We start from the raw sequence: 21,930 nt of genomic DNA on the forward strand, positions 1-21,930 counted from the left end.
GTCGGCCCGGTCCGGCCCGCGGGGTGGGCGACGACCGGCGGGGGACCGGTGGAGGTTGTCCACAGGCTGGGGACCTGGCCAGCGAAAAGGCCCCGAAGGCGGGCAGTATGGGGCCATGACTGAGAGCAACGGGCCCGGCGCACGGGATGAGCGGGACCAGCAGGAGCATGTGGCACGGGCGGGACAGCAGGAGCGGATGCCCGACTGGGAAAAGCGCTTTCGGGCGCCCCGGGTGTCCCTGCCCGACTGGGCGGAGGACGCGCCGGACCGCTCCCTGTTCGTGTCGAACGCGACGGGGACGTACGAGCTGTACGCCTGGGACCGGTCCACGGGCGAGCAGCGCCAGGTGACGGACCGGCCCAACGGCACGACGGACGGTGTGCTGTCACCGGACGGCGCGTGGATCTGGTGGTTCGACGACAAGGACGGCGACGAGTTCGGCGTGTGGCGCCGCCAGCCCTTCGAGGGCGGCGCGGACGAGCCGGCCGCCGAAGGGCTTGCGGCCTCCTACCCGGCGGGCCTGGCCCTCGGCCGCGACGGCCGCACGGCGGTGGTGGGCCGCTCCACGGACGAGGACGGCACGACGATCCACCTCGTCCGCACCGGCGAGGCCCCGGTGGAGATCTACCGGCACCGTGAGTCGGCCGGCGTCGGCGACCTCTCCCACGACGGTTCGCTCATCGCCATCGAGCACACCGAGCACGGCGACGCGATGCACTCGGCGCTGCGCGTCCTGCGCCCGGACGGCACGGCGGTGGCCGATCTGGACGACACCGAGGGCGGCACCCGCGAGCTGGGCCTGGAGGTCCTCGGCTTCGCTCCCGTCGACGGCGACACGCGCCTGCTCATCGGCCACCAGCGCCGCGGCCGCTGGGAGCCCCTGGTGTGGGACGTGGCCACCGGCGAGCAGACGGACCTGGCGCTGGAGCTGCCCGGCGACGTCAGTGCCGAGTGGTACCCGGACGGCACGGGCCTGCTCATCGCGCACAGCTTCGAGGCCCGCAGCGAGCTGTTCCGCTACGACCTGGCGAGCCGCGCCCTGGCCGAGATCCCGACCCCGCCCGGCACGGTCTCCGGCGCCACGGCCCGGCCCGACGGCAGCGTGGAGTACCTGTGGTCCTCGGCGGCCGAGCCGTCGGCGGTGCGCTCCACGGCGGGCGGTGTCGTCCTCGACCCGCCCGGCCTGAAGTCGCCCGGCTCGGTGCCGGTGGAGGACGTGTGGGTGGAGGGGCCGGGCGGCCGCATCCACGCCCTCGTGCAGAAGCCGCGGGGCGCCACCGGTCCGCTCCCCACGGTCTTCGACATCCACGGCGGCCCGACCTGGCACGACAGCGACTCCTTCGCGGCCGGCCCGGCGGCCTGGGTCGATCACGGCTATGCGGTGATCCGTGTCAACTACCGCGGCTCCACGGGGTACGGCCGTGCCTGGACGGACGCCCTGAAGCACCGCGTGGGCCTCATCGAGCTGGAGGACATCGCCGCGGTCCGTGAGTGGGCCGTCGCCTCGGGCCTCGCCGACCCCGAGCGGCTCGTCCTGACCGGCGGGTCCTGGGGCGGCTACCTCACCCTCCTCGGCCTCGGCGTCCAGCCCGACGCGTGGGCCGTGGGCATCGCGGCGGTGCCGGTCGCGGACTACGTCACGGCGTACCACGACGAGATGGAGGCGCTGAAGGCGATGGACCGCACGCTGCTCGGCGGCACGCCGGAGGAGGTGCCCGAGCGCTTCGAGGCCTCGTCCCCGCTGACGTATGTCGACCAGGTCAAGGCGCCGGTGTACATCTCGGCCGGGGTCAACGACCCGCGCTGCCCGATCCGCCAGATCGAGAACTACGTCAAGCGGCTGGAGGCGCGGGGTGCGGTCCATGAGGTGTACCGGTACGACGCGGGGCACGGGTCGCTGGTGGTGGACGAACGCATCAAGCAGGTACGTCTGGAACTGGAGTTCGCGGAGCGGCACCTGAAGGGTGTTTCGGGCGCCGAGTAGTTCGGAGGGGTTTCGGGCGCGGAGTAGCTCGGGGGCCGCTTGGGCTCGGGCGCCCAGGAGCTCTGGGGGGCTCGGGCTCGGGCGCCCAGGAGCTCGGGGGGCCGGGGGGTGTGGCGGCTGCGGGTGTTGTGTGGCTGGTCGCGCAGTTCCCCGCGCCCCTGGGGGCGCTTCACCACCCGTGTTACCCGCGGGCAGTCGTGCCGCTGGGGCGGCACGGGTGGGCGCGGGCGGTGCCCCGCTGCGCCGGGTTGCGCGACGCCCCGGCCCGGGCACCGACCCCGCGCGCCCTGTCACGCCGAGCCGTGAGAGACACCGCCCGGCGTCACACCCCCCGGCGTCACGCCCCGGTCCGTTCCCGCCGCCTGCGGCCCAGCAGCTCCGCCAACCCCCGCCGCGTCGCCGCCAGCACCACCCGGTCCCCGGCCCCCAGCACGTACGTAGGAGGCAGATCCCACACCAGCCCCGACGCCCCCACCCGCTCCTCACCCGCGGTATCCCCGTCCCGCCGCCCCCCGGACGGCGCCGTGTTGAGCGCCAGCACCCGCCACGCCCCGGCCCGGAACGCCTCCCCGACCGTGCGCCCCTCCAGCTGCGGATGCCCGCCCACCTCCAGCTCCGCGAACAGCAACACCCGCCGCTCCACCGGAATCGCCCCGAGGATCTGCCGCCCCATCATCGCCCCGGCGAACGCGGGCGCGGCCAGATGCGACACACTCCGGCTCCGGGTCAGGGCCGACGGATGCGCGGCCCGCAGCGTGCGGTACACGGCGGTCGCGAAGTCGTCGTCGTACAGCCGCAGCACCACCCGCAGATCGGGCCGCACGGACCGGGCGTACAGCGACGCCTCCAGGTTCGTCGTGTCCGCGCTGGTGAGCGCCAGCAGCGCGGACGCCCGGTGGATCTTCGCCGCCTCCAGCACACCCTCCTGCGTGACGTCCCCGAGCACCACCGGCACCCGCAGCCGCCGTGCCGTGGCGAGCCCCCGCGCCTCCGGGTCGGCCTCCACGCACACCACCGGAATGTGCAGCTCCCGCAGCCGCGCCAGCACCCGCGTCCCGATCTTCCCGAGCCCGAGCAGCACCACGTGCCCACCGAGCCCCCGCGGCGGCTTCCGCAGCGCCGACGCACTGCGGAACGTCCCCAGCGCCTCCAGCACCGCGGCCAGCAGCACCGGCAGCAGCAGCAACCCGACCAGCCCGGACAGCAGTTGGAGAACCTGCCGCCCGGTCGAGGCGTGGTACGCGGGATCGTTGATGCCGAACAGATCGAGCAGCGTCACGTACGTCGCGTACAGCGGATGTTCCCCGGTCACGACCATCAGCGCGACGGCGAGTGCGAGCACACACCCCACCAGCCCGGCCAGCGACCACCGCAGCCGGCGCGAGAACAGCGAGGCGAACGGCGGCACACCACCGCGCCCCGAGGGCAGGGACGGCCCGGAGTACGAGACCTGCTCCAGGACCACGGTCCCGCGCCCGGTCGCCGACGCCACCGCCGCCTCGTCCGGCAGCAGCCGCGGCCCGTGCTCCCCGCTGCCCTCGGAACCGTCCGCCCCGGCCGGGTCGCTGCTCGTCGCGGACAGCAACGCCAGCGTGCACAGCCCCGGGTCGGCCACCTCGCCCGGCCGCGGTGGCTGCCGCTCCACGGCCCGCAATACCAGGCCCTCCGTCTGGACGACCTTGCTGGTGCCGACGAGGGCGGTGGCCGCCAGGGCGGGCGCGGCCGTGTCCGCGTCGGACAGCACGGTCGTCGACGCGTCGAGTCCCGCGGACCCCGGCCCGGATCCGGAGGCCACGGCGGCCGTCTGGTCCAGCAGTTCCTCGATGTGCTGGCCCAGCCGGCGGTTGTACAGGCGCAGGACGAGCCGCAGGCGGGGGTTGAGCCGGCGGGCGGTGAGCGCGGCGCGGATGTTGGTCTCGTCGTCGTCGTACACCAGCGCCAGTGCGGCCGCCCGGTCGGCGCCCGCCTCGCCGAGCACGGCCTCGGTGATCTCGGCGGCCTCCACGACCTGTTCGGCGGGGGCGGGTTCGGGGCCGGCCGTGCCGGTGCGGCCGGCGGTCGCGCTCACGAACCGGTCGAGCAGCGCGGCGGACGCGGCCCGGGCCCGTCCGACCACCGGCTGCCGCACCCGGCGCCCCGAGGGCGGTACGACGAGCGTGACCTGTTCGCCGTAGACACCGCGCAGTTCGGCGGCCAGTCGGTGCGCGAGTCCGTCGTCGCCGCACACGATCATGTGCGTGGCCGGATGACCTGGCTGCCCTTGGTTCGGAACGCTCCCCACGGGGAGAAGACTGCCCCACCGGGACCCCTGGTTCCAGAAGGGGCCGGTGCCGTGTGAACGGCGGGGCCGCCCCGGCCGTAAGCAAGGGGAGGGGAGGGACATGCCCTCGCGCACCACCGGAGGTACCGGGCCCGTGGCCACCACGAAGACCGCCCCCACCGACCCCGACAGCACGGCCACGGCCGGGGACGAGAAGGAGGCCGGCCACCTCAACTCCCCGCTCGTGCTGACCCTCCTGCTGCTCACGGCGGTGATGTTCCAGGACCCGATCCGCGGCGCCCTGTCCGCACCGGTGATGCAGAGCTGGATGACCGTGTTCGTCGCGGTGCTGGTCCAGGCGCTGCCCTTCCTGGTGCTGGGCGTCCTGCTCTCGGCGGCGATCGCGGTGTTCGTGCCGCCGTCGTTCTTCGCCCGGGCCCTGCCGCGGCGCCCGGCCCTGGCGGTGCCGGTCGCGGGCGCGGCGGGCGCGGTGCTGCCCGGCTGCGAGTGCGCGTCGGTGCCGGTGGCCGGGGCGCTGGTGCGCCGGGGCGTCACCCCGGCGGCGGCCCTGGCGTTCCTCCTGTCGGCACCGGCCATCAACCCGATCGTGCTGACGGCGACGGCCGTGGCGTTCCCGGGCGACCCCGAGATGGTGCTGGCCCGTTTCGTCGCGAGCCTGCTGGTGGCCTGCGCCATGGGCTGGCTCTGGCACCGTCTCGGCCGCACCGACTGGCTGCGCACCCCGGCCCGGACCCCCTACGACGGCCAGGGGAAAGGCGCGGCCTTCTGGGGCTCGGTCCGCCACGACGTGACGCACGCGGGCGGCTTCCTCGTCATCGGCGCGATGGCGGCGGCGACCCTCAAGGCGGTCGTGCCGGCCCAGTGGCTGGTCCTCGCCGCGGGCCATCCCGTCCTGTCGGTGCTGGCCCTCGCCGTCCTGGCCGTGCTGCTGTCGATCTGCTCGGAGGCGGACGCGTTCGTGGCGGCCTCCCTCACCCAGTTCTCCCTGACGGCCCGTCTGACGTTCCTGGTCGTCGGCCCGATGGTCGACCTCAAGCTCTTCGCGATGCAGGCGGGCACCTTCGGCCGCGCCTTCGCCCTGCGCTTCGCCCCCGCCACCCTCGCCCTGGCCGTGGTCGTCTCGGCCCTCACCGGAACGGTCCTGCTGTGAACCGCCTCGCCCAGTCGGCCCTGCTGTTCCTGCTCGGCGCCACCCTGCTGCACGCCGGCACCACCGATCTGTACCTGCGCTACGTCAAGGAGGGCCTGCGCCCCCTGGTCCTCCTGGCGGGCGCGGTCCTGATCGCGACGGCGGCGGCGACCCTGTACTACGACCGCCGTGCCCCGGCCGGCGGCCACCACCACGAGCCGCGCGTGTCCTGGCTGCTCACCCTCCCGGTCCTCGCCCTGATCCTGGTCGCCCCGCCGGCCCTCGGCTCCTACAGCGCGTCCCACACGGGCACGGCCCTGACGAAACCGTTCGGCTTCCCGGCCCTCCCGGCCGGCGACGGCCCCCTCCGTCTGGCCGTCGCCGACTACGCGGGCCGCGCGATCTACGACAAGGGCCGCTCCCTGCGCGACCGCGACCTGAGGATCACGGGCTTCGTCACCCTGGACCGCGACGGCACCCCCTACCTGGTCCGCATGGGCCTCAACTGCTGCGCCGCGGACGCCCAGCCGGTCAAGATCGCCCTCACCGGTGACGTCCCGCCGGTCCTGCGCCCCGACACCTGGCTGGAGATCACCGGCCGCTACACCCCGCGCCGCACCCGGGACCCGGTCAACAACGGCCCCGTCCCGTACCTCGAGGTCACCGCCTCCCGCCCGGTCCCGCCGCCCCACGACCCCTACGACGAGACGTGGAACACCTGAACCGCCGCGTGACGCCGCCGATTCGGGGTACCCGAAGGACACCGCTGATCAGCGAGGGGTACGCATGACCACACTCCACGGCGAGCGCACGGCGGAACTCGACCGGCCGTTCCCGCCCGAGGCGGTCCGCGAGGAACTGGCGCGGGCCGACCGCCGGGCCGGCCTGACCCTGGCCACCCTGGGCGCGGCCCTGACCGCCCTCCTCACCGCGATCACCGCGGGCGTCCTCACCCCCGGCCAGTACGCCGCGATCCCCCAACTCCTGCTGTGGACGGGCTGCGCGGCCTGCGCCCCCGCGCTGTTCCTGCTCAGCCTGGCCACCCGCCTCCAGCCGACTTCACGCCCCGGCACACCCCGCCCGCTCCTGGCCCGTACGACCACGGTCAAACACCGCCGCATCCGCCACGCCATGGCCTGGGGCACGCTGTTCCTGCTCCTGACCCTGGCGGGAACGCTGACGGGCTCGCTGACTTAGGTCCGTACCGGCGGTCCGTACCGGACGTTCGTACCTGCGGTCCGTACCGGCCGGTCCGTAGCGGCCTGGAAAAGGCGCGCCATCCGTTTCCTGAATTACTCGCCGGTATTCCGAATCCCGGCGCTCCTGGGAACGTCCGTTCGGTCAATTCCGGCTCGCAGGCGAGAAATCAGGACACATCTCTTCCGGTCCGTTTGCCGAGGCACGGCTCGACGGCAGCATGGTCAGGCTTGAACGGCGCGATGCGCCGCGCACGTGCGACCGTCGGAGGTGCTGGTGAATCACGCGTGGCCGCCGTCCACCTTTCTCGGCCGGTTGCGGAACGCCACACGCCAGGAACTCCTGAGCCAGGGCACCCCGATCGCCTACCCACCCCATCGGGCGCTGCTCCAGCAGGGCGACGACAGCCGCCACATCCTGCTGATCACGAGCGGCGTCGTGAAGGTCGTCGCCAGCGCGGAGAGCGGCTACGACATGCTGCTCGCCGTCCGCATAGCGGGCGATCTGGTCGGGGAGATGGCCGCGTTCGAGGAACGGCCCAGGTCCGGCACGGTCATCGCGTGCAGCGACGTCACCGCCCGCATCATCCAGATGCGCGCGCTGGAGTCCTTCCTCACGCGCCACCCGGACGCCATGCGGGCCATCCTCCACATGCTCTGCGCCCGCCTGCGATGGGCGAACCGCCGCCGCGTCGACTTCCAGGCCTACGACTCGATGACCCGGCTGGCCCGGGTCCTCGCCGAGCTCTGCCAGGCCTACGCCCAGCCGGCGCCCGACGGCGACGGCAAGCGGTGCGACCTCGGGGTGACGCTCACCCAGAAGGAACTGGCCTCGCTGGCCGGACTCGCCCTCAACACGGCCGAAAAGAGCCTGCGCGCACTGGCATCCAGGGGACTGGTGGAACGCAGTTACAGAAGCATAACCATCTGTGACGTTCCGAAACTGCTGGAATTCGCCAAAGTAGTGGCCGACAACCCGTATTAGTACGGGGTCGCTTATCGCCCCCTCTCCTAGCCTCTCGGGCAGCACTTCGTGAGCGGTGTCCGCTCACGGCACGTCCAGAGAGGAATGATCGGGTGGTTGAGTGGTCCGGTTTCCGTCCGTGCGCTTGCATAGCCGTGGACGCGGAGGCCTACGGGGGAAAGAACGACCGCAGACAGTCCCAGACGCAGCATGATCTGCCGCGGATTCTCGACGCCGCCGCCAGGGGCGCCGGCCTGGACCGCGCGCAGTGGCAGATCCAGCGCAAGGGCGACGAACAGCTCGCGGTGCGACCGCTGGACGGCACCGAGCCGCGACTGGTCGACGACTACATCCGCCATCTCGTCGCCGAGTTGCGCGCGTACAACGCGCAGCGCGTGCCGGAGGCGCGGATGCGGCTCAGGGCGGTCGTCCACCAGGGCCTGGTCGAACTGGCCGACAACGGCTTCGCCGGCACGGCCGTCGTGGCCACCGCACGGCTGCTGAGCGCACAGCCGCTCTACGACGCCCTGGCCGGGCACCCCGGCGCCGACCTGGCGCTGCTCGTGTCCGACGACGTCTTCCGCTCCACGGTCGAGGGCGGACACACGACCCTGTCCACCGAGGACTTCACCCGCGTGACCGTGCGGGTGAAGGAGTACGAGGCCACGGCCTGGCTGTGGGTGCCCGCGCCGGCCACGGCCTCACGAGAGCCCGGGACCGCGCAGCGGGGGAAGCACGCGGTCCCGGCGCCGGGGGAGCCCGCGGCGGACCGGCCCGAGCCGGCCGCCGCGGGTGCGGCGGGAATCAGCAACGAGTACCGCGGCGACTCCATCAGCGTCACCAACATCACCGGCGCGGTGGACGCCCGGGGCGCCGTCTTCGGCTTCGGGAGCAGCGGTGGCTGACCCCACGGACGCGGGCGACGGGTCCGGCGTCCCGCCGGTCCCCGCTCCCGAGGCGGACGCCGAGCCGCTCGCACCGGACGACCTGCTCGGCGCACCGCTCGCCGAAGACGAAGACGAAGACCAAGGCGAAGAAGAAGACGGGGACAGAGACAGAGACAGAGACAGAGACAGAGACGGAGACGGGGGCGCGGGCCCGCACCCGGCCCCCGAGCAGCGCCGGGAGAAGGACGAACGCGAGGAGGACGACCGCGGATACGACGATCTGCGCCGCGTCCACCAGCTCGTCAGCAACAACTTCTACGGCACCGTCGACGCCACGGGAGCGGCGTTCGGCTTCGGCACCGCCTCCTCCCCGGGGCTCAGCCCGGGCACCATCGAGCCCCGGGAAGCGGACCGGGCCCTGCGGTTCTTCCTGCCGACGCAGCCCTGCTTCGACGAGGCGCTGGCCAGGCTGCGGGCGGACGGACTCGTCGTGCTCACCGGCCGCGACGGCTGCGGCCGCCGCGCCGCATCGCTCGCCCTGCTCAGGACCGTCCTCGGCCGGGCGGCACGGCTGCGCAGCATGTCACCGGCCAACGCCCTGGCACAGCTGGCCGCGTCACAGGACCTCAAGCCCGGGCAGGGCTACGTCATCCTCGACTACGCCGGTGAACTGCCCGACCAGGCGGTGCAGACGTACGAGGTGGGCCGGCTCGGCGAGGAACTGCGCCGCAAGGGCTCGTACTTGGTGATCACCGCCGGCGACACCACCCGAAGGCGGCTGGCCCTGCGGGACCACTGCGTTCCATGGCAGGCTCCCGACCCGGTGGCGCTGTTCGCCCACTGCCGCGCGGAACTGCCCGCCGCCCGCCTCGACCCCGGCACCGAACAGGAACTGCTGGCACGCATCGGCGAGCAGCCGAGACCGGCGGACGTCGTCGCGGCGGCGGAGGCGCTGGCCCGGGACGGTGCCGAGAAGGCCCTGGAGACCCTGCGCGACCGGCACCGCGAGCTGGTGCAGGAGCACTTCCGCAAGCAGCCGTCGGCGGACGACCTGCTCCCGCTCGCCGCGCTGGCGTTCCTGGAGGGCATCCCGGAGCGGACGTTCGAGAAGGAGTGCGCGGCGCTCGCCGCCCATGTGCGCAACTGGGAGCAGAGCGGCGAGACGCCCGTCGGCGAACCGGACGGCACGGGCCGGACGCCGTTGCGCCCGACGGTCGCCGAGCAGTCCCGGGCCCGCTGGAAGCAGCGGGCGGCCGGCCTCGTGACCACGGAGCACCGGCCCGGACCCGGCCGCGACGCGGGGCGCAGCGAGCGGCGCCTGGTCTTCGTCTCCCCGCGCGTGCGCGAACTCGTCATCGCCGAGCTGCACGACCTGTACGGCTACGAACTCTGGTACCCGCTGCGCCAGTGGCTGGGCGAGCTGGCCCTGCGCGGCGACCTCGACACCCGTACGGAAGTGGCCCGGGGCGTCGCGCTGCTCGCGCGGTACGCGCTCGTCGAGGTCGACGAGAACCTGCTGAAGGTGTGGTCCGACGGCATCACCAGCCAGCGGGTGACCGCCGCGCTCACCCTGCAGTTCATGTGCGAGGTCGAGCACCTCGCCCCGCAGGCCCTCACCATCGTCCTGGGCTGGACGGCCAACAGCGGCCCCGGACGGGCCGTGACGGCGGCCATGGCACTGACGGGCCGTCTCGGCTCGCTGTACCGCCTGGAGGCGCTCAACCAGCTGTGGTTCCTGACGCTGCGCGGCGAGCGGATCGCGTTCTCGGCCCGTCGCTCCCTGGCGTTGCTGCTGCAGACGGCCGAGCAGGACCCCGAACGCGTCCGGTTCCTGCTGCGCTGGGTCCGGACGGTCGTCAAGAACACGGCGCCGGCATCGCGGGAGCGGTCGATCGCGCTGCGCACCGCCGTCCAGCTCCTGGAGGCGGTCCGGCTGGAGGCTCCCGAGCCGGTCACCGCCGCTGTGCTGCGTACCGTCCCGGACAGCGCCCGTCATCTCGGCTCGCTCTGGGCGGACGTCCTGCACAGCACCAACCGGAGCCGGGCGGTCGGCGCCCTGTGCCGCACGCTGGTGCAGCTGCGGGACGACCCGTCCGTCACCGGAGCCGTCCGCGAACTCGGCGAGGCCATGCGGAACGCCATGACCGAACGCCAGTGGGCCGCCCTGTGCCACCACCTGTCCATCGCCCTGAGGCACCCCGACTACGCGATCCCCGGCGCCCGCCGGCTCGCCCAGGTGCTTCTCGGCTCACTGCGCGGGCGGGCGCCGGCGGACCCCCGGCGGGCCACCGCGCCCCTCCTGCCCACCACACCCTTTCCTTCCGCTCAAGGAGGCCGAAGCAAGTGAACTACCCGGTCATCGCCGAGCACATCCTGCCCACGGTGCAGGGGACCTGGTGGTCTCGGCGCCGCCGCCGCGAGGACGTGCCCCCGCTGCCGCCGGGCGCGGCCTATGTCTTCAGGGTCGGCGGGAACTACCGCACCTTCCCCGAGGGCATGGTGTTCGACCCGTCCCACCCGGACGTGCTGGACGCGTCCTCGCTGAGCCTGGTCGACACCCGGGCGCGCCTCGTCGACGTGGAGCGGCCGCTGCCCTCCATGAGCGAAGCGGACAACTTCACCCTGCGGGCGTCCTTCACCTGCCAGGTGACCGACCCCGTGGTCATAGCCCGGCAGGGCATCATCGACGTCACCGTTCCGCTGCGCGCCTATCTGATGGGCGACAGCGACCTGCCCAGGGTGAGCGCGGGACACCGGGTCGAGGAGATCAACGCGGTGCGCACCGAGGCCGGTCACCGCATGACGGCCTACAGCGCGATCGTGCCGCCCCGCGTCGCGGGCATGAGCGTCGAGTTCGTCAGCGCCGAGGTGCACGCCTCGGACGACCTGCGCACCTGGGAGCAGAAGCTGCGCGACGAGCGGCGCTCCTGGGAACTGCAGCAGGGACAGCGCGCCTTCGAGACCCAGGACGCGATGCGCATCGCCGAACTGCTGTCGCAGGGGTCCGACCACGTGGACGCCTTCGGCATCGCCCGCAAGGAGATCGACGTCACCGACGTGGCGGCTCGCATCCACCGGATCACCGACGAGGAGTCGGCCCGCCGCGACAGGGCGGAGACGACGGAGCGCGCCCACGCCCAGGCGCGGGAGACGGCGGAGGCGCAGATGCGCCGGGACATGCTCCTGACGCTGCTGCGGCAGATGGGCGGCAGCGAGTACGTCGACTACCACCAGGTGCTGGAACAGGTCCTGCGCGAGACCGGAGGCCAGGCCGCGCCCGGCATCCAGGCCGCCGCCGACCCCGCCCGCATGGTGGAACCGGGACCGGCCCGCCCCGGCCGCACGGCGGCGGGCCGGGACGGATCGCGCGACGCGGCGGGCGGCTTCGTCACGGACGAGGACGACCTCGTTGACTGACACGCCGACCGACCCCGCGAACACCTCCGCCACCGCGGAGGACGACAAGGCCCCCGGCGGCACGCCCCGGGCCGGAAGAGGCCGGGCCCCTGCCCGCCCCACGGTCCGCTCGTTCGACACCGCGCGCCGGCTGCGCGCCCTGACCGGCGTCGACGAGCAACTCCTGGCCCGGGTCAGGTACGAGCGCAGCAAGTACACGGCGCTCGGCGGCGTGGTGCTCGGCACCTCCGTGATCGCGGCGTTCTCCATGTGGAACTTCGCGACCGAGGCGCTCGGCAGGGTCTCCCTGCTGGCCCTGATACCGACGGTCATCTGGATGCTGTTCGTCCTCAACCTCGACCGCTGGCTGGTCACTCCCCAGCCCAACGCCAGGCGCCGGACCGGCCCTTTGGTGATGCGCCTGCTGATCGCGCTGCTGCTGGGCGTGGTGATCGCCGAGCCGCTGGTCCTGCGCATCTTCCAGACGGCGATCGAGGAACGCGTCGCGGACCAGCGCACCGACGCCGTCGACCGGCTGCGCGCCGACCTGGTCCGCTGCAATCCCGTCCCCGCCACGACCCAGCCGGTCACACCCGAAGGATGCGCCCGGACGTACGTCCTCTCCTTCGGGGCGACGCCCGGTGAACGGGGCGAGGAACTGGACGCCCTGCGCTCGGACGCCGCCGCCCTGCAGAAGCGGGTGGACCGCGACACCGGCAGGCTGGAGGCCATCGACGCCGAGGTGCGGGACGAGTGCCGCCGGCTGATCCGCATCGCGGCGACCGGCCTGTACCAGCGGACCTCCGAGTGCGGGCGCCTGCGCGACAAGGCCCGGGACTACCGCACCACGCACCGTACGAGCGAGAACGAGAAGCGGCTCGCCGGCATGCACGACCGCATCGCGACGATCGAGGCCGAACTGACGTCGTCGCGCGGCGCGTTCCTCAAGGACCGCGCCGAGGCCATCGAGCGGCGCCTGGACGACGAACGCGCCCAGCAGAAGGAGATCGGAGTCCTGGAACGGATCCGGGCCCTCGACGAACTCGCCGGCGGCAACGCGGTGCTGTTCGCGGGCGTCTGGCTGGTCCGTCTGCTGTTCGTGCTCCTCGACATGCTGCCCGTGCTGGTGAAGTACCTCGGCGGAGAGACCACCTACGAGCGGATGCTCAGCACCGAGAGCAACAGCGCGGTCAAGATCCACGGCGAGCAGGTCCGGCTCGCCGAGCGCCGGGCCATGGCGGACCTGGAGATCGCGCAGGACGCCATCGAACAGGACATCCGACGCCATCGCGCCGAGTCGGAAGCGGCCTCCAGGGAGCACACGGCGGCCATGAACATCCGGGTCCGGCAGGCGGTGAACGCGCTGGAGGACGAGATCCGCCGGTCGTCGGCGGTCTGAGGAGGGAGACATGACCACACGAGGAGACGGTGCGGGCCAGGGCCCGGACCACACCGGAGCCGACCGCGGCGCGGAGCTCGCCAGGATCCTGCTGACCGAGGCCCGTGAGGAACTGGTGCGGGCCGACAACAAGGCCGGCCTCATGCTGGCGTCCCTGGGCGCGGCCCTGACGGCCCTGCTCGGCGCGATCGGCAGCGGGGTGATCACCCCACGCCAGTACCCGGCGGTCCCGCAGCTTCTCCTCTGGGCCGGCTGCGCCGCGTGCGTGCCGGCCCTGGTCCTCCTGGGCCTGGCCGTGACCCCACGGCTGGGTCACCCCGACCACTACAGGACGCACTACTTCGGAGACATACGGCTGGCGACATCCCTGGCCCACCTGGAACGCACACTCCGCCACACCGACCCACTCGCCCGCGACCTGAGCCAGCTGGCGATCCTCTCCCAAACCGCCTGGACCAAATACCGCTGCATCCGCCACGCCCTGGCCTGGGCCACAACGTTCGCCACACTCACCCTCCTGGGCATAGCGACGGGCACGTCGACGTAGTCCCTCAACCTGCCCCACACATAGGGCAGTTAGGCACTCACCCCGGGGAGGTTGCGGGATGACGACGAAGAAAGCGCCGGGGTCGCCCTATAGCCCGTCGACCTTGTGCTGGGGTCAGTGCGGCCTTCGGCCCGTACGGATTTCAGAAGTCGTCTTCGTCGACGGGTTCGGGCTCGCGGGTGTAGGCGAGGTCGAGGACATAACGTTCGGTGACGGGGCAGTTGTTCCAGGCTTCGGTGAGCTGGTCTTCGGGGGATTCGTCCGTGAGTTGGTCGAGGCTGGTGTTGTAGTAGTCGGCTGCTGCTTGACGGTTCTGCCACCAGGCGTGGCCTTCATAGACGCCGGGGCGGGGCAGGGTGATCTCGTCGGCGGGTCCGCGGTCGAGTTGGCCGACGACCAGGACGCCTGTCTCGGATTCGAGGCTGACGTCGGTGTGGCCTTCGGCCTCTGCGGGCGGGGTGGGTGGAGTGTCCCAGATGCGGATCGTCATCTGGACTTTCATGTCCGGTTGCAGGCTGAGGAGGTACAGGTGGTAGCCGTTGCCGGCCACCACCTGAGTCTCCGCGGCATCCATGGCTGCTTCGTCGCCGGGGTAGGCGTCCGCGTCGTAGACCTCCAGCACACGGCGGCCGGGTGTGGCGGTGACGTTGTGTTCGGCGAGAAGCGCCATGGTCAGTGGTGTCTTCCTGCTAGTTGGTGATCTTCACGTAGAACGGATCCCCGTCCAGGACGCGGTTGAGGGTGTACATCTCGTTGAGGCGCTCTCCGCCCTTGCGGTTGTCCTTACCGTCGATCAGCCGGACGGAGAAGCGGTTGTCACCCTTGGTGGACCCTTCCTTGGTCGAGGCGAAGGGGTACTCGTCGCACTCCAGGCCGCTGCCGGCGTAGTCGCCCCAGACCTTCTTGCATTCCTTGATGGACTTCTTGCGATTGTCCTCGATCTTCTTCGTAGCGACGACTCGGCGCAGGGGTTCCTTCGATCCCGGAACGCTCTTGCCGGGCCAGGAGGGGAAGGTGCGCTCGGGGCGGTTCAAAGCGTCGTAGACGTGCACGGCGCTTTCGTTGACCGCCGGGTCTTTCTGGCTCATCACGAGTTCCACACGGGCCTTGCTGAAGACGGTGCCCTTGTGCTTGCCCGCGACCGGTCCGGCGTAGTCGTAGCGGACGCTCGAGTGGTAGAGGTTGCTTCCCCCCGTGAAGGGAGCGGAGTTGGGGGAACTGGCGCTGACGTCCATCGCGACGGTCAGGAGGACGCGCTGCTGGTTGCCCTGGTCGAACAGGGCGCCCTTGTCCGGGGATGTGTAGGTGAGGTTCCAGTGGGGCTGGGTGTCCCACACGCCGAGCAGTTCGTCACGGTTCACCGTCTGCGGTGCGGTCACCAGAGGGTCCGCATCGCTGCTGGAGGCGTTGACGCTGTGGTGGAAGTGCTGGCCGATTCTCCACTTCTTGGCGTCCTCGGTGGGTATCGGCTGGACGCGTATGTTCTCGATGCTGGAGACATAGTCGACGCGCCGGCTGCCGTCGTAGGCGAAGCCGAGGACCCATTGGTCGAACCAGAGGCGACCGAGTGTGGTGGTGCCCCTGATGTCCCGCAGGACCAGGTCGAATGGACGTTTCTGGCAGCTCTCGAAGCGGGACTTGAGCCAGCCGGTGGCGGTTTTTGCCTGCGCCGCGTGGTTGGTGCACTCCTGGCGTAGGTCCTGTTGGTCTCCGGGAGCCGGGTCGGCCGCCGCCCGCGGCGCCGCGGACTTCGAGCCGTGGAATCGGGCGTACTCGGCATACGGGATGGGCTGGTCGAGGCCGCGCAACTCGTCGGCGGGAAGCGAGGCGGCATCGACGAACACCGTGTCCTCGGGGGCCGGGTCGTTCGTGGTCGCCGCGGCGGGGGTGGCTGTGCTGGTGGCCGCGGTGAGCAGTGTCAGCGCCATGGTGGTGGCGGTGGCGCGGGCGAGACGTATGAGTGCGGTGCGTATGTTCACCAGTGGACTCCTTGCTGGCGTGCGGAAGCGGCCGGGTATCTGCGGCGTGTGGGGATCACGAGGCATCGCAGAGGTCGCCCCAGCACGCCTCCAGCAGTGCGCCGGAGGGTGCGGAGTAGCGGGCGGTGAAGCCGTCGAAGCGGCGGTCGGTGCGCTGCAGTCCGGGGGTGGAGCTGGTCGAGGTCACCGTCCAGGCTGCGTCGCCGTTGCTGCTGTCGGCCACGTTCGAGTGAGCCTTCAGCGCGGAGGGTGAGGTGGGCGGCTCGACGGCGAGGGCGTCAGCGGGGACATCGAAGGCGGCTGCGGCCCGGGCCCGGATGTCGGCGGCTGATACGTCCGCGCCAGTTAGGGCGTCCTCCGATGTTCCGCCCGACGGCAGGGCGGCGGCGTTGCAGACCCGTACGGTGACCACGCACTCGGATAGGCCAGGCACCCTGGCCAGGCAGCTGTCGGGGTCGTTCTCCAGGCAGGCTTGCAGAGCCTGCTGGTCCACGCCGTTGAACGTGGCGGGCAGGCCGGCCGCAGCAGCGTCCCGGCTGTGCGTCGGGGCAGCGGTGGCGGCGAGCGGGGAGGCAGTGGCGGCGGCCTGCCGGCGCGGCTTGCTCACGGTCCACTGGGTGAACGTGTTGTTGTCGGTCAGCTTGGTGGTGAAGCAGTTCGGCGGCTTGTGGGTCGTGCTGCACACGGGGAGCGTGACGGACTTGGCCACGTTGGGCGTCGCAACCTGCTGCCACACCTTGTTCCCGGTCATGAACTGCATGCGGTTCGCGATCGAGGGGATGTTGATGTACTTCGGTCCCATCACCTCGAGACCGACGTCGATGCGGTTGGTGTTGCCGCCCAGCACCTTGAGCTGTTTGGTGGTGGAGCCGACCTTGTTGAAGTCGTAGAGCACGTCCCACTGGTTGCCGCTGTCCTGGCGGATTGTCATGTAGGTGTGGTTGCGCTTGTCGGACTTGGCCGGGTTGACCCCGGCCTTGATGGCTGTCGTGCGACCACCGCTGGTGGTCAGCTCCGACCAACGCGGCCCGTAGGTGTGGGTAGTCTTCCCCGTCTTCTCCGCGTACAGGCCGATCTCGATGTTGGGAGCGAGCGGACCGCTCGACGTGTTCGGGCTGACCCGCAGGTAGTTGGCCACCTGCACGGTCGTAGACCCGGTTTCGACCTGATCGAAGGTGATCGGTATGTTGCGCCAGGTGGCGAAGCCGCCGATCATCGGCTCGCCCGGCTGGCTGCACGTCATCGCCCAGAAGGTGATCCGGGCGTTGTAGAGGCCGGTGCAGGCTTCCTTGGGCGCGGCGGCACTCGCGGACGGGGCGGTGCCGAGGATGGTGAGTGCAGTGACCCCGGCGCATGCCGAGGCCAAGTGTCTCGCGCGCGAACGCGACAAGGTTCCCCCTAGGAACGATCAAGAGTGGTCACAGGGGAACCTACAGGGCTCTTTCTCTGACAAATCTACTTATAAGGCAAGTTGGCTGAGTTGCTACACGTGATCACGGCCACGTCTGTCGTCGGCTCACCGGTACCTACACCGGGGTGAGGGACGTTGCCTTGGAGCGAACCCACACGGTCCGCAGCCAGCGGCCGAGGATTGTCTCGCTTACGGCGCGGCCCACGCGGTTCCAGCGAGGAAGTGGCGTCGCTGTCGTCTCCCGTCTCATGGTGTCCTTGCTCGAAACGCTCCGGTAGCGGGACGCCATCTGCGTCGCTTCAGCAGTTGCCGACGCAGCTTCTGAAGTCCCCCTGAAACTCCGGCAGGCGTTCGTCACTCACCGAACAGACTGTCCTGTACGTACTCGACGACCTCCCGCTCCGGGTAGAAGAGGGCCAGCAGCATGAACGTCTTGGGATGGGCCGCGATGTTGCCTACAAAGAAGTGAACGGCTCGGTTCGAGGCACAGATCCGGTTGTACCAGCGCTCGCGGAGCGCATCACGGACCCCTCGCCCGCCGTACTTGCGCAGGAACTTGCGGTACGACTGGCCGGCCTCCCAATCCTTCAGTCCCATGTCGTGGGTCGGGCAGTCGTCGTCGGCACAGCGAAAGCTGTAGCGGAAGTCGAGGGGCACCCACTCCAGTGGGTCCAATTCCTGTTCGAAAAGGTCGAGTTGGTCGGCAAGCGCGGCTTTGGAGACTGACCAGGGCTCGGCGGGCTCCAGTCGGAAACGGGCGATCTCGGCAGGCCGGAAGACGCCGAGGGAGGTCCCCCGCTGCTCCTGATCCCGCTTGATGGCGCAGAGCGACGGTGCGACCAGCGGCTCGACATACCGGTACCGCTTCTTCCAACCGCCGTCGGACGGCACCTCACCCACGATCTCCAAGGTTTCGAGGTCGGGCCGGAGACTCTCCGGGCGGGAGTCTCGCTCCGGACGGTGCGGCTCGACGTCGACCTCGATGATCGAGTATTTGGAGAACTGGGCTTCCTCGCTCAGAAGCCGGAAGGGCACCGGGAAGAGCCGTACGTGCTGTGGCTCGCCCTGGTCCAGGCGTATGCCGGCCACACAGCTGGTCTCGCGGTACTTGTTGGACAGCTCGGGATACGTCTTGACCGTGATCATGATCGTTGCGCGCTGCCGATTCCGCGTTCCCATGGTTGCCCCCTCCACGGATCTCCCGGATCCGATTGGAGGAGAGGCATGCGCCACCGGCAAGAGCGCATGCGGCGGCGAGGGGTGAAGTCAGGCCAGCGGAATCACGGGCACGGCGGCCCGCTTGCGGACCGTCTCCAGGACGACCTGCCGGTGGCAGCGGCTCTCGTCCTTCTCGAAACACAGCACGGCGACACGCGACTGCCGAGCTTGCTCGGCAAGGCGATCGAGATCGGACTGTGCCTCATCGGACCGCAGCAGACCGCGGAAGCGAGCTCGGCCCACGTCGAGTCGGCCGTCCCAGAACGGCGCCCGGTTGTCCTTGGGATTTCCCAGGCCCCGCAGGTGGGTGTACACGATGCCGGCCTCAGCGAGCGCCTGCCCGAGCCGAGTCTTGCTGAAGCCCTTCTTGCGGCTGATGGGCGTGAGTCGTACGTCTGCCACGACGTCGATACGGCTGTCGAGGAGAGAGGCGACGAAAGAGTCGATGTCCCGGCCTTCGTATCCAGCGGACCATAGACCCGGGGTGACCTTGGCCTCCCGGAAGAGCTCATCGAGGGAGACCTCGAGTGCCTCGGCGACCGCTCCGACAGTGAAGAAACCTGGCTGGATCGCTCCCTCGCTCTCCAGGCGGGCCAGCGTTCCCGCGGCGATGCCGGCTTCTTTCGCGAGCCGCTCCCGTGACCACCCACGGGCCTCCCGCAGCGCACGGACCCGCTGGGCGAGTGCTCGGGCGCGGTCGTGGGGACGCGCTGAGTGATGGCTTGCCATGGGCCGTGATCCTAATGGCGGTTGAGGCGGGCGGGCATGGTGTTCCCAGCCCGACTAGAGGCCTGATACGCGAACGCGCAGGTCCGAGTGCCCGCAGCCGCTGCACTTGCAGACAGCCTTACCAGTAACCCTCTGGGAGAACCCGACCAAGATCTTCTTCCGATTTCTCCCAAACGATCTCCGGAAACCCGTCAGGGGCCTGATCCATTGACTGGATCAGGCCCCTGGCCTGGTACTTCACTGTCGGGGTGGCGGGATTTGAACCCACGACCTCTTCGTCCCGAACGAAGCGCGCTGCCAAGCTGCGCTACACCCCGATGTCGCTGCTGTCGCGGCGACGACGTTTACTTTAGCCCACCGGTGGCTAGAGACGAAATCCGGTTTTGCCGCGGTGGCGCATCAGGGCCGGGCGGGCGTGGTCCAGGGCCACCAGGAGCAGGGCCAGGGCGTACATGGACAGGCCCAGGAGCAGCGCGTTGCCGAGGACGCGCTTGTAGCCGTCCTGGCCGACGTCCAGGAACGGGTAGAGGTAGCGGTCGGTCGTGCCCGGCAGGAGCAGCTCTCCCCGGGTGAGGGAGAAGGCCAGGTAGGCCAGGGGATAGAGCAGCCAGGCCGGGGCGTGGCGCAGGTGCAGACGGCCCGGGGTCGTGAGCAGGAGCCAGTCCAGTACGGCCGCGATCGGCGTCACCGTGTGGAGCGTGTGGTGGGCCAGGGCCTGCCAGCCGGTCGGGGCGGCGGCCTCACCCGTGAGGGAGAAGGGGCTGGCCTCGTTCGCGAGGAGCAGGTGGTGCACCAGGGCCGCGACGACGACGTAGAGCAGGGTCGCGCCCAGGAGGGAGCCGGGCAAGGGGCGGGCTGCCGTCCATGCCCGGCGGGCCGAGAAGAGCATGACCACGGCCAGGAGCGCGTTCGCCTGGACCGCGAAGTAGCCCGCGACCCGGGACGGGTCGCCGAGGAGCAGTTCGAGGGTGACGCCGGCGGCCGCCGCGAGGGCGATCAGCAGGCGGTAGGCCGCCGCCGCGGGGCGGCGGACCGGCGTGACGACGGCCGTGGCCGGGACGGGGGAGGGCAGGAGCGCCGGCTTGCGCGGGATCGCGGGGAGGTCCGGGATGTCCCTGGGTATCGGGGCTGTCATGCTCTCAAGCTGACAGAACCGGATAAAGGGGGCTATTCGGGCGCCGCTGTGTGGGTTATCGCCATCACTTCACGTGCTTCATGCCCCCGGTGTTCCGGTCGGCGGCCCTCCTCTTGGCCGCCCCTGTTACTCCCGCCCCACCAGCGTCAGCAGCGTCGCCTCCGGCGGGCAGGCGAACCGTACCGGCGTGTAGCGGTTCGTGCCGCAGCCCGCCGAGACGTGGAGGTAGGACGTACGGCCCTGCGAGGAGTGAGTGGACAGGCCCTTCACGCGGTCCGTGTCCAGGTCGCAGTTGGTGACGAGGGCGCCGTAGAAGGGGACGCAGAGCTGGCCGCCGTGGGTGTGGCCGGCCAGGATCAGGGGGTAGCCGTCGGCCGTGAAGGCGTCCAGCGTGCGCAGGTACGGGGCGTGGACCACCCCCATCGAGAAGTCGGCGGACTCCGACGGGCCGCCGGCGACCCGCTCGTAGCGGTCCTTCTTGATGTGCGGGTCGTCCAGGCCGGTCAGCTCCAGCGACAGGCCGTCGATCTTGAGCGTGCCGCGCGTGTTCGTGAGGTTGAGCCAGCCCGCCGCGTCGAAACCGTCCCGCAGGTCCTCCCACGGGTTGTGCACCGCGCCGACCGCCGGCGGGTTGCCGTTCAGGCCATGCCGGCCCTGGGCCTTCTCCAGCAGGTAGCGGGCGGGGTTGCGCAGCTTGGGGCCGTAGTAGTCGTTGGAGCCGAAGACGTACGCGCCCGGGAACTCCATCAGCGGGCCGAGCGCGTCCAGGACCTCCGGGACGCCCTCCGGGTCGGAGAGGTTGTCGCCGGTGTTGATCACGAAGTCGGGGCGCAGGCCGGCCAGGGACCGCAGCCAGCGCTGCTTCTTGCGCTGGCCGCCGACCATGTGGATGTCGGAGACCTGCAGCACACGCAGGGGGCGCGTTCCCGGGGGCAGGACCGGGACGGTGACCCGGCGGAGGCGGAAGGAGCGGGCCTCGAAGCCCGCCGCGTACAACAGACCGGCGGCACCAGCCGCCGCGATTCCCAGGGGGACTCCGTATCGCGCGCGCATACGACCATCGTGTCAGACCGCGCGGGATGCCCGTGTCCGGCGGTGCGTGAAATGGCCCGTCGCAACGGGTCCTTGCGCTGCCGCCCCGTAAATGGAGGGGCACCTTTCCCGTCGCACCTGCGACAATCGACCCCATGACCACGCTCAAGTCGAAGCTGCAGGATGACCTCAACGCCGCGATCAAGGAGCGCGACGAGCTGCGCTCCTCGACGCTCCGGCTGACGCTCGCCGCGATCACCAAGGAGGAGGTCGCGGGCAAGGAGAAGCGCGAGCTCTCCGACGACGAGGTGCAGAAGGTGATCACCCGGGAGGCCAAGAAGCGGCGCGAGGCGGCCGAGGCCTTCGCACAGGGTGGTCGGCCCGAGCAGGCCGAGCGGGAGAAGGCGGAGGGCGAGGTGCTTGCCGGCTACCTGCCCAAGCAGCTGTCCGACGACGAGCTCCAGCAGATCGTGGCCCAGGCCGTCGAGGAGGCGAAGGCGGCCGGTGCGGAGGGGCCGCGGGCCATGGGCGCTGTCATGAAGATCGTGAACCCGAAGGTGGCGGGGCAGGCCGAGGGCGGCCGCGTCGCCGCCGCGGTGAAGAAGCTGCTCGCGGGCTGACCGCCCGGGCCCCGACACGCCGG

The 21,930-nt window shown here is 71.1% G+C and carries 19 protein-coding genes and 1 tRNA gene; 11 read left to right on the top strand and 9 right to left on the bottom strand.

Going from position 1 to position 21,930, the window contains the following annotated elements; genetic code table 11:
- Positions 1-115: 115 nt before the first annotated feature.
- The gene (locus CHR28_RS18185; RefSeq protein WP_094054699.1) at positions 116-1,984 is read left to right on the top strand and encodes a S9 family peptidase; all 1,869 of its coding nucleotides are present in this window, start codon (positions 116-118) and stop codon (positions 1,982-1,984) included.
- Between the two features lie 337 nt (positions 1,985-2,321).
- Here CHR28_RS18185 and CHR28_RS18190 read toward each other — a convergent pair whose 3' ends face one another.
- Positions 2,322-4,217, bottom strand: coding sequence for a potassium channel family protein (locus CHR28_RS18190; protein ID WP_094054700.1), 1,896 nt, complete (start codon positions 4,215-4,217; stop codon positions 2,322-2,324).
- 181 nt (positions 4,218-4,398) lie between these two features.
- On the opposite strand from CHR28_RS18190, the gene CHR28_RS18195 reads away from it, so the two are divergent.
- The 9 genes from CHR28_RS18195 to CHR28_RS18235 all read left to right on the top strand — a co-directional run bounded on the left by CHR28_RS18195 (position 4,399) and on the right by CHR28_RS18235 (position 13,783).
- On the top strand, positions 4,399-5,415 hold the full coding sequence (locus tag CHR28_RS18195; protein ID WP_094054759.1) for a permease: 1,017 nt from the start codon (positions 4,399-4,401) through the stop codon (positions 5,413-5,415).
- Positions 5,412-6,116: a TIGR03943 family putative permease subunit gene (locus tag CHR28_RS18200; RefSeq protein ID WP_094054701.1), complete on the top strand. Its 705-nt coding sequence runs from the start codon at positions 5,412-5,414 to the stop codon at positions 6,114-6,116. The genes CHR28_RS18195 and CHR28_RS18200 overlap by 4 nt, the downstream gene beginning before the upstream one ends.
- Before the next feature lie 64 nt (positions 6,117-6,180).
- On the top strand, positions 6,181-6,591 hold the full coding sequence (locus tag CHR28_RS18205) for a hypothetical protein (RefSeq protein ID WP_094054702.1): 411 nt from the start codon (positions 6,181-6,183) through the stop codon (positions 6,589-6,591).
- Between the two features lie 276 nt (positions 6,592-6,867).
- Positions 6,868-7,575, top strand: a complete 708-nt coding sequence (locus CHR28_RS18210) for a Crp/Fnr family transcriptional regulator (RefSeq protein WP_256984293.1) — start codon at positions 6,868-6,870, stop codon at positions 7,573-7,575.
- A 134-nt stretch (positions 7,576-7,709) separates the two neighbouring features.
- On the top strand, positions 7,710-8,459 hold the full coding sequence (locus CHR28_RS18215) for a hypothetical protein (RefSeq protein ID WP_094054704.1): 750 nt from the start codon (positions 7,710-7,712) through the stop codon (positions 8,457-8,459).
- Positions 8,452-10,788: a hypothetical protein gene (locus tag CHR28_RS18220; protein ID WP_094054705.1), complete on the top strand. Its 2,337-nt coding sequence runs from the start codon at positions 8,452-8,454 to the stop codon at positions 10,786-10,788. Before CHR28_RS18215 ends, CHR28_RS18220 begins: the two co-directional genes overlap by 8 nt.
- Positions 10,785-11,858, top strand: coding sequence for a hypothetical protein (locus CHR28_RS18225; protein ID WP_094054706.1), 1,074 nt, complete (start codon positions 10,785-10,787; stop codon positions 11,856-11,858). The genes CHR28_RS18220 and CHR28_RS18225 overlap by 4 nt, the downstream gene beginning before the upstream one ends.
- On the top strand, positions 11,851-13,236 hold the full coding sequence (locus CHR28_RS18230) for a DUF4407 domain-containing protein (protein ID WP_094054707.1): 1,386 nt from the start codon (positions 11,851-11,853) through the stop codon (positions 13,234-13,236). Before CHR28_RS18225 ends, CHR28_RS18230 begins: the two co-directional genes overlap by 8 nt.
- Positions 13,237-13,246: 10 nt before the next feature.
- Complete coding sequence (locus CHR28_RS18235) at positions 13,247-13,783, top strand: Pycsar system effector family protein (RefSeq protein WP_094054708.1); 537 nt, start codon at positions 13,247-13,249, stop codon at positions 13,781-13,783.
- A gap of 142 nt (positions 13,784-13,925) precedes the next feature.
- Here CHR28_RS18235 and CHR28_RS18240 read toward each other — a convergent pair whose 3' ends face one another.
- From CHR28_RS18240 to CHR28_RS18275, 8 genes are all read right to left on the bottom strand, one after another.
- Positions 13,926-14,453 carry a hypothetical protein gene (locus tag CHR28_RS18240; RefSeq protein ID WP_094054709.1) on the bottom strand — a complete coding sequence of 176 codons (528 nt, stop codon included), beginning with the start codon at positions 14,451-14,453 and terminating at the stop codon, positions 13,926-13,928.
- A 19-nt stretch (positions 14,454-14,472) separates the two neighbouring features.
- On the bottom strand, positions 14,473-15,762 hold the full coding sequence (locus CHR28_RS18245; protein ID WP_094054710.1) for a NucA/NucB deoxyribonuclease domain-containing protein: 1,290 nt from the start codon (positions 15,760-15,762) through the stop codon (positions 14,473-14,475).
- Between the two features lie 55 nt (positions 15,763-15,817).
- Positions 15,818-17,128: a hypothetical protein gene (locus CHR28_RS18250; RefSeq protein WP_256984294.1), complete on the bottom strand. Its 1,311-nt coding sequence runs from the start codon at positions 17,126-17,128 to the stop codon at positions 15,818-15,820.
- Positions 17,129-17,527: 399 nt separating this feature from the next.
- On the bottom strand, positions 17,528-18,319 hold the full coding sequence (locus CHR28_RS18255; RefSeq protein WP_094054711.1) for a hypothetical protein: 792 nt from the start codon (positions 18,317-18,319) through the stop codon (positions 17,528-17,530).
- A 120-nt stretch (positions 18,320-18,439) separates the two neighbouring features.
- The gene (locus CHR28_RS18260) at positions 18,440-19,120 is read right to left on the bottom strand and encodes a DUF488 family protein, N3 subclade (RefSeq protein ID WP_094054712.1); all 681 of its coding nucleotides are present in this window, start codon (positions 19,118-19,120) and stop codon (positions 18,440-18,442) included.
- A gap of 243 nt (positions 19,121-19,363) precedes the next feature.
- Positions 19,364-19,437 (bottom strand) — tRNA-Pro (locus tag CHR28_RS18265).
- A gap of 47 nt (positions 19,438-19,484) precedes the next feature.
- Positions 19,485-20,255, bottom strand: coding sequence for a Pr6Pr family membrane protein (locus CHR28_RS18270; RefSeq protein WP_094054713.1), 771 nt, complete (start codon positions 20,253-20,255; stop codon positions 19,485-19,487).
- 126 nt (positions 20,256-20,381) lie between these two features.
- Positions 20,382-21,308, bottom strand: a complete 927-nt coding sequence (locus CHR28_RS18275; protein WP_094054714.1) for a metallophosphoesterase — start codon at positions 21,306-21,308, stop codon at positions 20,382-20,384.
- Positions 21,309-21,442: 134 nt separating this feature from the next.
- Here CHR28_RS18275 and CHR28_RS18280 point away from each other — a divergent pair, with 134 nt between their 5' ends.
- Positions 21,443-21,907 (top strand): GatB/YqeY domain-containing protein, encoded by a 465-nt coding sequence (locus CHR28_RS18280; RefSeq protein WP_094054715.1) that lies wholly within the window; start codon positions 21,443-21,445, stop codon positions 21,905-21,907.
- Positions 21,908-21,930: the final 23 nt, after the last annotated feature.

Source organism: Streptomyces sp. XY006 (assembly GCF_002237655.1).
Taxonomy (GTDB): Bacteria; Actinomycetota; Actinomycetes; order Streptomycetales; family Streptomycetaceae; genus Streptomyces; species Streptomyces levis.